General features: G+C 39.3%; 11 protein-coding genes. 5 read left to right on the top strand and 6 right to left on the bottom strand.

Annotated elements, in window-relative coordinates:
* Nucleotides 1-77 precede the first annotated feature (77 nt).
* The 6 genes from ABEG20_RS17150 to ABEG20_RS17125 all read right to left on the bottom strand — a co-directional run bounded on the left by ABEG20_RS17150 (nucleotide 78) and on the right by ABEG20_RS17125 (nucleotide 6438).
* The gene (locus ABEG20_RS17150; protein ID WP_138818975.1) at nucleotides 78-383 is read right to left on the bottom strand and encodes a YbaB/EbfC family nucleoid-associated protein; all 306 of its coding nucleotides are present in this window, start codon (nucleotides 381-383) and stop codon (nucleotides 78-80) included.
* A gap of 23 nt (nucleotides 384-406) precedes the next feature.
* Nucleotides 407-1390 carry a hypothetical protein gene (locus ABEG20_RS17145; RefSeq protein ID WP_406824473.1) on the bottom strand — a complete coding sequence of 328 codons (984 nt, stop codon included), beginning with the start codon at nucleotides 1388-1390 and terminating at the stop codon, nucleotides 407-409.
* 4 nt (nucleotides 1391-1394) lie between these two features.
* A complete protein-coding gene (locus tag ABEG20_RS17140; RefSeq protein WP_406824472.1) occupies nucleotides 1395-2624 on the bottom strand; it encodes a serine hydrolase domain-containing protein in 1230 nt (409 codons plus the stop codon).
* Between the two features lie 68 nt (nucleotides 2625-2692).
* Nucleotides 2693-3244 carry a cupin domain-containing protein gene (locus ABEG20_RS17135; protein ID WP_406824471.1) on the bottom strand — a complete coding sequence of 184 codons (552 nt, stop codon included), beginning with the start codon at nucleotides 3242-3244 and terminating at the stop codon, nucleotides 2693-2695.
* A gap of 225 nt (nucleotides 3245-3469) precedes the next feature.
* Nucleotides 3470-5842, bottom strand: a complete 2373-nt coding sequence (locus ABEG20_RS17130) for a M1 family metallopeptidase (protein ID WP_406824470.1) — start codon at nucleotides 5840-5842, stop codon at nucleotides 3470-3472.
* 11 nt (nucleotides 5843-5853) lie between these two features.
* The gene (locus ABEG20_RS17125; RefSeq protein WP_406824469.1) at nucleotides 5854-6438 is read right to left on the bottom strand and encodes a HupE/UreJ family protein; all 585 of its coding nucleotides are present in this window, start codon (nucleotides 6436-6438) and stop codon (nucleotides 5854-5856) included.
* Nucleotides 6439-6626: 188 nt separating this feature from the next.
* Here ABEG20_RS17125 and ABEG20_RS17120 point away from each other — a divergent pair, with 188 nt between their 5' ends.
* From ABEG20_RS17120 to ABEG20_RS17100, 5 genes are all read left to right on the top strand, one after another.
* Entirely contained in the window at nucleotides 6627-7133 is a 507-nt protein-coding gene (locus ABEG20_RS17120) for a DUF6702 family protein (protein WP_406824468.1), read from the top strand.
* 131 nt (nucleotides 7134-7264) lie between these two features.
* Entirely contained in the window at nucleotides 7265-8533 is a 1269-nt protein-coding gene (locus ABEG20_RS17115) for a DUF7033 domain-containing protein (RefSeq protein ID WP_406824467.1), read from the top strand.
* A gap of 88 nt (nucleotides 8534-8621) precedes the next feature.
* Nucleotides 8622-9266, top strand: coding sequence for a uracil phosphoribosyltransferase (upp, locus tag ABEG20_RS17110; RefSeq protein ID WP_406827402.1), 645 nt, complete (start codon nucleotides 8622-8624; stop codon nucleotides 9264-9266).
* 61 nt (nucleotides 9267-9327) lie between these two features.
* Nucleotides 9328-9657, top strand: coding sequence for a low molecular weight protein tyrosine phosphatase family protein (locus ABEG20_RS17105; RefSeq protein ID WP_406824466.1), 330 nt, complete (start codon nucleotides 9328-9330; stop codon nucleotides 9655-9657).
* A 1494-nt stretch (nucleotides 9658-11151) separates the two neighbouring features.
* Entirely contained in the window at nucleotides 11152-11841 is a 690-nt protein-coding gene (locus ABEG20_RS17100) for a YjjG family noncanonical pyrimidine nucleotidase (RefSeq protein WP_406824465.1), read from the top strand.
* The last annotated feature ends 47 nt before the right edge of the window (nucleotides 11842-11888 follow it).

Here is an 11888-nt window from a genome sequence, read left to right as displayed (position 1 = left end):
GTATCAAGTATTGAGATTGGAGTATCAGGTATGAAGATTTAATTAGCAAAATTATAGTATCAAGACCAAGCTATGTTTTATTGGCCAAACATACCGCCTAAGCCACCCAGCATATCTTGTGCCGATGCCTGCATTTCTGCTGCACTAACCTGCTCGGCACTTGCCATGGCTTTGTTAATTGCAGTTAACAGCAGTTCTTCCAATTCTTCCTTATCGGCATTTTTCAAAAACTCCTCATTAATGGAAATTCCGGTGATGGATTTATTGGCAGTAGCAGTAATTTTTATTGCACCATTTTCAACTTCGCCAAATACCGAGATCGTATCCAGGCGTTTTTTAATTTCTTCAGCTTTTTGTTGCGCTGCAAATAATTTATCGAACATAATCGTTGTGTTTTATAATGAAACTAAATCCGGCCCAAAATCGTATTGGCTTCATCAAGAAAGCGCTCAATCTTTTTAGTGCCTATAAAGCTTTTAAGGTTTAAGGTGACCATTTTGTTTTTGGCAGGCAAAAAAATCTCTGCCCTGACTTCGGTACCGGAATAAATAAAATTGGTGGTTTTACGGATCACCTGAAAACGGATCAAGTCATCAAAAGGATATTCCTTTTTAAACCGGCCGGCAAAAGTAGAACGGATAATCTTTCTTTGGTTTTGATCAAAACGGATATTGGAGGTTGCTGCAAAAAGAAGCGCCAGGCCTATCGCCGCCGGGAAATAGGTGAGGAGTGTTTTTTGAATTGATCCTTCGTTTGCCAAAAAACCAGGGCTAAATAATATGGCAATGGTAGCACCGATCATAATCAACCCAATAATGAAACTCCCTATCTTGTTATCCCTCAGCAGGTAAGTGCCTCCTTCCTCGCTGAAAAATCTAAAATCGTAAATAGTCTGTTTCGGAATTACAGGTGCATGAGCGAACACGAGCTCATCAATTTTTGGTAATACCTCCTGCTGAAAAGCGATCAGGTTGGTATTAGTCGCTTTACTATATCCGGCAGAAACCAGTAAACCTCTTCCATGCCTGTTACTTTTTCTGAACAATTTATAATTAAAGCCACTTCCCAGTACTTCGTAAGGTTCTACTGAAGCAATATCATCAAAAGGGATTGATCCAATTGGTAAAAACGCAATCTTTTTGTATAAAATCCTGCTGTTCCCATCAAAAATTACTTTTGTTTCGGCAATAAAAATCAGCAGCAACGGAATTAATAGCAGGCAGCCATAATACCCAAGGGTGAGGCCAGCAGAATAACCTTGTACTGATCTTGATAAATAGAAAATAAATGCAGCAATCAGTACAAAAAATATAAGCCCAACTATCCTTAAATTTCTTTTAGGATAGATGGTTAATGTACCCGGGCTGATTATCCATTTTGTTTTGGCCATAAATTTAATCTTCATCTGAACCAGGCAAACTGCCGTTGCCATGGTATGCGCCTTTACGTATAATTGGCATGTCTAAATGTTTATAAAGGTCATCTAAATGCATTAAACTGCCGTTTGTTAAGTTGCCTAAAAATATAACTACGATATTTTTGTTTAAGTCTCTTACATAAATGTGGCGAAAACCATGCCACCAACCTGTATGGTACACTACTTTGTCCATTTTTTCGCCATCGAACATTCTCCAGCCATAACCATAGTTAAAATGGCCATTTACAGGCTTATTGCGGCCTACATAGGCAGAATCAAGACTCTTTTTTGTCAATAATCGGCCATTCTTCAAATATTTATCGAATAGCACTAAATCATGTACTGTACTATAAATGCCTTTATCTCCAACGGGGCCATCTAAAAAGTTCTGTGCTACAGAATAGCGCCAGGTACGGTCATGGCCAACCACATCAACCGGGATTTTTTCATACTCCGTTGTGCTATATACGTGTGTATGTTTTAATCCGGCTGGCTTAAATACATGCTCCATCATGTACTGTGAATAGCGCTGTCCGGTTACCTTTTCTATAATGGCACCCAATACCATAAAGTTGGAGTTATTATAATGGAATCGGTTATCGGGTTTGGTGTATGGATTAGGTTTGCGTTCAGCAATAACGTTCATGACTTCCTGGTTGGTAACGCCTTTTTTCATGTTGCGTTTTTCTTTACGCCAGATATCATCTATAAAATAAACGTAGTTCATCATACCGCTCCGGTGAGAGAGCAGCAGTTTTACCGTAATGCCGTCATAAGGGAAATTGGGGAAGAACTTTTTTACATTATCATTTAACGAAAGTTTTCCGGCCTCAACCAGTTGCATAATTGCCGTGCCGGTAAATGTTTTGGTGATAGAGGCCAGTTCGAACTCCGAATTGATGGTTAAGCTATCGCGGTGGAGGTAATCGGCCCAACCGATCGCTTTTTCATAAAGGATTTTTCCATCTTTTGCCACCAGCATATTCCCGTTAAAGCCATATTTTTTATGTAGGTTATCTACAAAATCAGCAATCCATTTGTCGCCTTTTTGTGGATTATAAGCCAATAGGAGGCTATCCGCTTTATCGTCTTCTTTCGTGCGGATTTTTTTTTCAGCAGCCTTTTTCTCTTCAGATTTTTTACCTGAGCAGGCGGTTAATAAAGTTGCAGAGAGGGCTAATGCTGAACATATATATCGAAAATTCATTTATACCAGGGATAGTGTATTTAAAACCCGAAAATTAAAGAATTTTAGACGGTTGCAACAAAAGAGTTTTACACATTTTCGCAATTTTGGCCATACCAGCATTCAAATAAGTGGCCTTTGCTTCCATAAACAGGATCGCTATCTGGATTTTTTACCTTAGAAATGGTTTCATCTGCTTCAGGGCGCTCCTCTGCCCTGCCATATTTTATGTCGTAATCTGAGCCATTCGGATATGCTCCAACAACAGTAAAATCATCGGTGGAGTTCAGTTTTTTATGAGCTACACCTGCAGGAATGATCACAACATCACCCTTATCCAGTTCTATGCAAACACCATGCTCGCCACCAAACTGCACATCAGCTTTGCCACAAAATACACCCATTACTTCGTGTGTATTGCTATGATAATGGTGATAATCGAAAATGCCGTCTACCCATGAATTGGTATAACCATTTTGGGCAAAAACTTTCTTAATTACCTCTTCATTATCATCAGGATGCAACCTGAAGGTGCCTTTATAGATCATTAACGGCAAATTGGGATTATTTGGGAAATTGCCATTCTCTTCTATCTTATGTGCAACCAGGTAAGCTTCCTGTATCAATTTTTCTTTATCCATGATTTTTAGGGTGTTTTAATCATTAACAAAGTAATTGGAAAAGGGTTTCAGGATCTGATGAATTGGGATGATTGTGATTCGCGCAGTAACAAACCACGGCATAAAAAATAATCGTTATCTGTGACTGGAGCATCGCGTGATGGATAGAGCTGTCTAAACAGATATCCAGGTTGCGTTGCACCCGATAGCTCGCTATCGGGTGCGCTATAAATAACGATTAAATTACTATTTTCCAGCTGTGGCCTGCATTGGGTTCTTCCCAACCGACTGGCCTCTTACAGCCCCTCCAGCTTTGGCTTTAAATACTTTAAACTTACTTTCTTTTGCTTTACCACCCCAGGTATTGTTAGCGGTATCAATATCAGCGGTTTCGCGTAATGGATCTATCAAAATAGCGGCCACCTCTTTGTTTTTTACATAGAATTTAGAAGTTTTAAGCTCGTTATGCCTCCAGATCTGTGCTGGAATACGGTCTATTTCTTTTGTTCCATCTTTAAAGGTAAACTCAACGATTATAGGCATTACCAAGCCGCCTTTATTGCTAAAGCTCAGTTCGTATAAAAACTGGTTGGCATATTTACTTTGATCGGCTTCTGGAAGCGCTTCTAACGGTGGTGTCATATCCACTTTCGTGGCCACTGTGGTATCAACAGTTACCAGGCCTCTATCATATTTATAATAAAAATCCTGAGCGGCTGTATTTTTATCTACATAGAAGTTAATTTTTTTGTCTTCACGGTTTCTGATTTTAGAAATGTCTTCAAAAGCATTCACGGCAGGTTTATCAATTTTTACCATTCTTGATCTGGCAGCAGGAACTTCTTTAGGAAAATCGGCTTTTGCAAATTTCACGCTATCTAATGATATGTCACATGGATCGGTTCCGTAAAACCATCCCCTCCAAAACCAATCTAAATCTTCGCCACTGGCATCTTCCATGGTACGGAAAAGATCAGCAGGTTGAGGATGTTTAAAAGCCCATCGTTTCGAATATTCCTTAAACGCATAATCAAAAAGTTCTCTTCCCATAATGGTTTCGCGGAGAATATTTAATCCTGTAGCTGGTTTCGAATAAGCATTTGGACCAAAACGTGCAATATTTTCTGAGTTGGTCATAATTGGCTCCAGCTCATCTTTAGGCAGTTTCATGTAATCAACAATGGTATAGGCCGGTCCTTTTTTACTTGGAAACTTATTATCCCAAAGTTCTTCGGTTAAGTACTCCACAAAAGAATTTAGCCCCTCATCCATCCAGGTCCATTGGCGCTCGTCACTATTTACGATCATTGGAAAAAAGTTATGCCCAACTTCATGAATAATAACGCCCAACATGCCATTTTTGGTACTTTCGCTGTAAGTTCCGTCTGCATCGGTACGACCATAATTGAAACAGATCATCGGATATTCCATTCCGTTTGCAGCTTCGATACTTTGTGCAACCGGATAAGGATATGGAATGGTAAAATCTGAATAGGTTTTAATGGTATGTGCCACCGCCCGGGTAGAAAACTTACTGTACAGATTGTAAGCTTCTTTTCCGTAAAAACTCATACACATGACCGTATTGTTATTGGCCTGAATTTTTTGAGGCATGGCATCCCAGATAAACTTGCGGGAAGAGGTCCATGCAAAATCGCGCACATTACTGGCATTAAAAACCCAGGTTTTTTTAGCTGTCGATTTTTTGGTTTCTGCCAGTTTAGCTTCAGCCAGGGTTTGGATTTCTACAGGTGCAGCTGCTGTTTTAGCCGCATTATACCTGCTTAGCTGTGTCGGGTTTAAAACAGCACTATAATTGATACACTCTCCTGTTGAACCGACCAGGTGATCTGCCGGGACAGTCATTTGTACTTTAAAGTCGCCAAAGGTTAAGGCAAACTCACCTCTACCCGTGAACTGATGGTTCTGCCAGCCCTGAAAATCGCTATATACACATAAACGTGGATACCATTGGGTCATGGTAAACAGGTAGTTTCCATCGCCTGGAAAAAACTCGTAGCCACCACGCCCCCCAAAACTCATCCGGTCAGAAATTTTATAGTTCCAATTGATGTTGAAGATAAATTTTTGTCCGGTTCTTAACGCTACCGGCAAATCGATCCTCATCATGGTTTTGTTAACTGTATAAGGTAAGCTTTTACCGGTAGCATCTGTTAATTTGGTAATATTGATGCCATAGCCATTATTGCCTGTTGCACTTAACAGATCTAAATTTTTCGTGGTGCCCACAGCAGGCATTTTTGTTGCATCCTGATAATTGGCATTTCGATCTGTACTGTGCTCATTTTCATCAAGCTGCAGCCAGATGTAAGTTAAAGGATCAGGAGAATTATTGGTGTAGGTGATGGTTTCAGTCCCCGTTAACAACAGATTTTTTTCATCCAGTTCACATTTGATATTATAATCGGCACGCTGCTGCCAATATTTTACACCAGGCGCTCCACTGGCCGTACGCTGTTCGTTAGGGGTGGGTAAAATGGTACCCAACTGCTCAAACTTATTCCCATGGTTACTGCCTGGGTTATTCTGAATATTTTGGGCCATAGCCAAACTGCCAGAAAAGACAAGCAGGCCGGTTAAAGTAAATAGTTTATTCATTGTATATTTTATTAAAAAGGAATGCGTTCTAAAGCCATTTTTAAAGCCAGGCTAAATACGGCTGCTGATATAAATAAAACCCAACTCATTCGTTTAATGCGGGTGTAATTGAAAATTAAAAAAGTAATCATTAAAATAATAATCACCATAAACACCTGTCCGGCCTCTAAGCCTAAGTTAAAACCAAACAAGCCCCAGCCAATTTGCTGGTCTTTGGCCAACATGATTCTGATGGAGTTTGCAAAGCCCATTCCGTGAATCAATCCAAAACCAAGCGCCAAAAAATAATTGATCCTGATTGATTTTAAAGAGAAATTTTTTCTGAACAAATTGCTGATTGCCGTAATAACAATGGTACAGGGAATTAAAAATTCGACCCATTTGCTATCAAACCTGATGATATCCAGCACGCTTAAAAGTAAGGTAAATGAATGGCCGATGGTAAAGGCCGTCACCAATATGAGTACCTGCTTTATATTTACATAGCTGTAAATAGCCACCAGCGCTAAAATAAATAGCTGATGATCTAAAGCATCGGCACTGATAATGTGCTCCCAACCCAATTTAAAATAAAAGATAAAATCTTGTAAAGGCATGAATAATAAGCTAACTATCGGAAATAAAATAGTTTACAACAGTTAAAATTATATTTTTTAATTATAAAAAAACCAAATATCCTTTAAACAAAAGCATAAATGTTAAATTTGTTACTGTTTTTGTTATTTAAGCCCATTATTCGGCTTAGCTTTAAGTCATAACTTTATTTTTTCCTAACAAAAAACTGATGCGTAAATTAAAATATATCCTGTTGTTTTTGTGCTGTGCCTTTTTTTCCGTTAAAGCAGGACTAAAACATCCCTTGCACGTAAGCACAACTGAAGTGAGCTTTAATGCAAAGGATAAAACTTTAGAATTAAGCTGCAAAATCTTTTCAGACGACTTTGAAGCAATTTTAGCCAAATTATACAAACAAAAAACCGACCTGAGCAATCCGAATATGAAAAGCGTAATGGATGCACTGGTAAAAAAATACCTGCTTACTCATTTACAGCTAAAAGCCAACGGCAAGGCTGTTGCGATAAACTATATCGGATTTGAGATCGATCATGAAGCCACCAATATTTACCTGGAAGTTGAAAAAGTTGCAGCCCTAAAATCTATTGAAGTTAATGATAGCATTTTATATGATATGTTCGATGATCAGATGAGTATCATACATGTGGTGAAGGGCAACAACCGTAAGAGCACCAAAATCCTTTATCCAGAAAAGAAATTCACGGCAAACTTTTAACCGTATTTTTTGTATAGATAATAATTCTGTGTTAAATTACCGTTAATTAATGGTCGATATTTAAGGTTAATATTAGGCTAAGATATATTTCTTGTAATCTTTTTTTAAATACAGCGTTGTTAAAATAAGTTATGCAGCTAATCATCTTCTCTAACATATTAACGCCCCGGATTAAATACATCTTCAATTTCATTTTTAAAGAGATTCTTAAAGCAGAAATAGAATTTACGGGCAACAGCCAATATTTTTTGCAGAGTGAACACCTAAAAATCAGTTATGGCGATGAGCCTTTGGGCGAAGAACTATTTTTTAAAAGCACACCTTTACTTTTCTCCAATAAATTAGAAGAAATCAAACTCAAAACAGTTTCGTTTGGAGAATATCAGGTGCCATTTCCTGTCGATCGGTCTGCTTTACCCTTCGATGTTTTCGCTGCTTCATTTTTTATGATCAGCAGATATGAAGAATACCTTCATCAGCGCAATACCGAAGGGGTGTTTAAAGCATCAAAAAGTTATCAGCATAAATGGCGGGTATTACAAAAGCCGATTATTGATGAGTGGGCATTGATAATTAAAAGTCTCATCAGGAAGAAACATCCGGACTTTAAATTTCAGGAAAAGAAATTTAAGCACGAGCCTACCATCCATTTCAGTCTGTTGACTTATTTTCCTGAAGGTTTCTTAAACAGGGCCAAATTTATTTTTAGTGCTGTCTTTAAAAAAGAGAATAATTACCTGAATGCACAATTTGATAGGTTAACCGGAGTTGGGATTAACAATGAGCAAGTACTTGAGCAGGTAGAAGAAATGTTAGCTTTAAAAAAAAGCAATCCCCTTTATTTTGTTGATTTTCCTGATGTCCCTATGGATTACATCAGAACAGATCGGATTTCTAAAACCCTGAATAATCAGTCGGTTGGTTTGTTGAGACCCTGCGCCAGTGACAAACAAAAAATGACTGAAATTAAAGAAGATTTGGTAAAGCTTAAAAAAATACAGCTAAATTTAATCCCCTTAACCAGTCAGCAATTGGATGCATTAAAATTTCCAATATGCTATTTAAATATCCTTAACTCTGGCATCACTGCCGATTATTCTATGGGTTATGATCATGTGATGGGTTTTCGGGCAGGAACATGTACACCGTTTAACTGGTATGATCTTCAGCTCGAGAAAGTTACACCTTTAGTAGTGAATTCTTACTGCTTAACTGATCATATCCTGCAATTTTTAACCAGAGAAGCGGCACTAAAAGAAATACATCAATATATAGATGCCGTTAAAGTAGTAAACGGGACTTTTTATAGTAGCTGGAGCCTGAAAAGTTTGTCAGATCATCCTAAGTACAAAAAGTTAAAATCACTTTTTAAGGAAATGCTTCATTATGCCGGGAATTAATTTAGTTAGCACTATTTAGTGGAGAATTACTACATTTAATGATTGAAAAACATTTGCCATAAATCTCTAATATCCAAAAAACAACATGATGATTTTTGATATCAGCAAGACAAAATCTATTGCCAATACCTTCATTGCCGAACTTCGCGATGAGACCATCCAAAAAGATTCGATGCGTTTTCGCAGGAATATGGAGCGGATTGGCGAGTTTTTCGCTTATGAAATCAGTAAATCATTAAAATATGTTAACCGGGAAACCGTAACTCCTTTAGGTGTATCAAACGGTGAGGTTTTATCTGAACAGCCCGTTCTGGCCACTATACTCAGGGCAGGACTTCCGCTTCAACAAGGCCTGCTTAACATCTTCGACAAAGCGGAATGCTGCTTTATTTCTGCTTATCGTAAAGCAAATAAGGGAGGCGATTTTATTATTCAGATGGATTACATTTCCACCCCGGATTTAGCAGGAAAAGTTTTGATTATGGCCGATCCGATGTTAGCTACCGGACAAAGCATGGTGATGTGCTGTAAAGAACTGATTAACCGCTACAAAATTGCCGAGCTTCATATCGTTGCCGCAATAGCAAGCGCCGAAGGTGTTGCCCACGTACGTGCCAACCTGCCCAAAGCAAAACTTTGGCTCGGGGCAATAGACCAGGAAATGACCAGCAAATCTTACATTGTGCCGGGTCTTGGCGACGCCGGGGACTTAGCTTACGGAGAAAAGGTTTAGCCTTAGTCTGAAGTCCTAAGTCTAGAGTCTTTAGTCCAGCGTCTTTAATGTTCAATATAAAATGAATATCCTCTTTGTATGCAGTAGAAATAAATGGCGTAGTGCAACAGCCGAAACCATGTATAAAAACCATCCCGAACATCAGGTACGCTCAGCTGGTACGGAACCTTCGGCAAGGATTAAAATCAATGCCAAATTGATCATTTGGGCTGATCTTATCTTTGTGATGGAGAAAAAACACAAACAAAGAATGACCGAACGTTTCCCTCAGGAAGTTGATGAAAAAGAAATCATTACTTTGGACATTCCAGATGATTATCAGTATATGGACGAGGAGCTTATCGGAGAAATTGATTCAAAAGTTGCTCATTACCTATCCGAACGTGGGTGATTATCCTATCAGTTGGTGTCGCACCGACCGAAATAGATTTAGGAAATGAGCATGCAGTAGTCATTGGCAGTGTCTAGCCCTGCTTTTACGCTTTACTCCGTTTCACTTCGTGCCCGCTTCAATCAGGTTTAGGAACAAGGGCCTCTGCACCCAGTACCCCGAAAATGAAATACAGGCGTAGCTAGCTAGCCCTGGTTGCAGCGATACCCTGCAGCAACGAGGTACGAGGAAGCGAAGCGTATAAGCGGAAAACAGGAAGACGTTTAGTGTCTTATACTGGCTCTGCGCTCCTTTAATAAGAATTTTTTTACTATTTGCTGGTGTATAACCAACCGAAATGGAATTAGGAAATGAGCATGCAGTGATCATTGGCGGCATGTAGCCCTGCTTTACGCTTTACTCCGTTTCACTTCGTGCCCGCTTCAATCAGGTTTAGGAACAAGGGCCTCTGCACCCGGTACGCCCAAAATGAAATACAGGTATAGCCAGCTAGCCCTGGTTGGAGCGGTACCCTGCAGCGACGAGGTACGAGGAGGCGAAGCGTATAAGCGGAAAACAGGAAGACGTTTAGTGTCTTATACTGGCTCTGCGCTCCTTTTAATAAGAATATTTTTATTATCTCTTGGCGTATAACCAACCGAAATGGAATTAGGAAATGAGCATGCAGTGATCATTAGCGGCATGTAGCCCTGCTTTACGCTTTACTCCGTTTCACTTCGTGCCCGCTTCAATCAGGTTGAGGGACAAAGGCTTCTGCACCCGGTACCCCGAAAATGAAATACAGGCGTAGCTAGCTAGCCCTGGTTGCAGCGATACCCTGCAGCAACGAGGTACGAGGAAGCAAAGCGTATAAGCGTAAAACGGGAAGAAATATAGTATTTTGTACTGGCTCTGCGCTCCTTTTAATAAGAATATTTTTATTATCTCTTGGCGTATAACCAACCGAAATGGAATTAGGAAATGAGCATGCAGTGATCATTGGCGGCATGTAGCCCTGCTTTATGCTTTACTCCGTTTCACTTCGTGCCCGCTTCAATCAGGTTTAGGGACAAGGGCTTCTGCACCCAGTACCCCGAAAATGAAATACAGGTGTAGCCAGCTAGCCCTGGTTGCAGCGATACCCTGCAGCAATGAGGTACGAGGAAGCGAAGCGTATAAGCGGAAAACAGGAAGACGTTTAGTGTCTTATACTGGCTCTGCGCTCCTTTAATAAGAATTTTTTTACTATTTGCTGGTGTATAACCAACCGAAATGGAATTAGGAAATGAGCATGCAGTGATCATTGGCGGCATGTAGCCCTGCTTTATGCTTTACTCCGTTTCACTCCGTGTCCGCTTCAATCAGGTTTAGGTACAAGGGCTTCTGCATCATGCAACCCTGTAACAATGAGACCTCAGGAAGCGAAACCTACAAACAGAAAACGGCAATAGATAATCAAACTCAGATGATCTGCAAATCAAAGCGCATTAAGTTACCTTTGTGAAAATATCATATATGAAAAAACACATCTTCTTTGACCTTGACCATACGATTTGGGATTTTGACCGAAATGCAGAAGAAACACTGAGTGAACTTTATCAAACTTACAAGTTATATTCACTTGGACTTAAATCGTGTGCCGATTTTATCAGTACTTATACCGAAAATAACCATCAATTGTGGACCGACTATCATCTGGGCAAAATCACCAAAGATTTTTTAAGATCGGAACGCTTTAGCAAAACTTTTATTCAGTTGGGGATTCATCCTGATGCAGTGCCGCACCAGTTTGAAGATGATTATGTCAGTATTTCGCCTACCAAAACCAATTTATTTGAAGGGGCGGAAAATGTTTTGGGCTATCTACAGCAAAAATACACCCTGCATATTATTTCAAACGGGTTTAAGGAAACCACCTTAACCAAAATGGACCTTTCGAATCTTAACCCATATTTCGAAAATGTAATTATTTCTGAAGATGTAGGGGTAAACAAACCCAATCCTATCATTTTTGAATATGCATTGGATAAAGCAAAGGCTTTAAAGGAAGAAAGTATCATGATTGGCGATAGTCTTGAAGCTGATATTTATGGTGCCTTAAATTTTGGCATGGATGCCATCTTTTTTAATCCTTTGCAAAAAGAAAAGCCTGAAGATGTAAAACAGGAAATTGTTCATTTGGAAGAATTATTAAAACTTTTTTAACCCTACTCCTTTTTTGTTTGATTTTGGCATTTGTTTGGCATTAATTC

The sequence above is a fragment of the Pedobacter sp. KACC 23697 genome, assembly GCF_045348445.1.
Lineage (GTDB): Bacteria > Bacteroidota > Bacteroidia > Sphingobacteriales > Sphingobacteriaceae > Pedobacter.
The sequence above is the reverse complement of the archived record's forward strand: the minus strand, read 5'-3'. Positions and strand labels throughout refer to the sequence as shown.

Bases quoted from the DNA above. Each gene is read 5' to 3' on its own strand.
- ABEG20_RS17145 (WP_406824473.1), bottom strand. From the start codon at position 1,390: ATGGCCAAAACAAAATGGATAATCAGCCCGGGTACATTAACCATCTAT.
- ABEG20_RS17135 (WP_406824471.1), bottom strand. From the start codon at position 3,244: ATGGATAAAGAAAAATTGATACAGGAAGCTTACCTGGTTGCACATAAG.
- ABEG20_RS17100 (WP_406824465.1), top strand. From the start codon at position 11,152: ATGAAAAAACACATCTTCTTTGACCTTGACCATACGATTTGGGATTTT.
- ABEG20_RS17150 (WP_138818975.1), bottom strand. From the start codon at position 383: ATGTTCGATAAATTATTTGCAGCGCAACAAAAAGCTGAAGAAATTAAA.
- ABEG20_RS17105 (WP_406824466.1), top strand. From the start codon at position 9,328: ATGAATATCCTCTTTGTATGCAGTAGAAATAAATGGCGTAGTGCAACA.
- ABEG20_RS17130 (WP_406824470.1), bottom strand. From the start codon at position 5,842: ATGAATAAACTATTTACTTTAACCGGCCTGCTTGTCTTTTCTGGCAGT.
- upp (WP_406827402.1), top strand. From the start codon at position 8,622: ATGATTTTTGATATCAGCAAGACAAAATCTATTGCCAATACCTTCATT.
- ABEG20_RS17125 (WP_406824469.1), bottom strand. From the start codon at position 6,438: ATGCCTTTACAAGATTTTATCTTTTATTTTAAATTGGGTTGGGAGCAC.
- ABEG20_RS17120 (WP_406824468.1), top strand. From the start codon at position 6,627: ATGCGTAAATTAAAATATATCCTGTTGTTTTTGTGCTGTGCCTTTTTT.
- ABEG20_RS17140 (WP_406824472.1), bottom strand. From the start codon at position 2,624: ATGAATTTTCGATATATATGTTCAGCATTAGCCCTCTCTGCAACTTTA.
- ABEG20_RS17115 (WP_406824467.1), top strand. From the start codon at position 7,265: ATGCAGCTAATCATCTTCTCTAACATATTAACGCCCCGGATTAAATAC.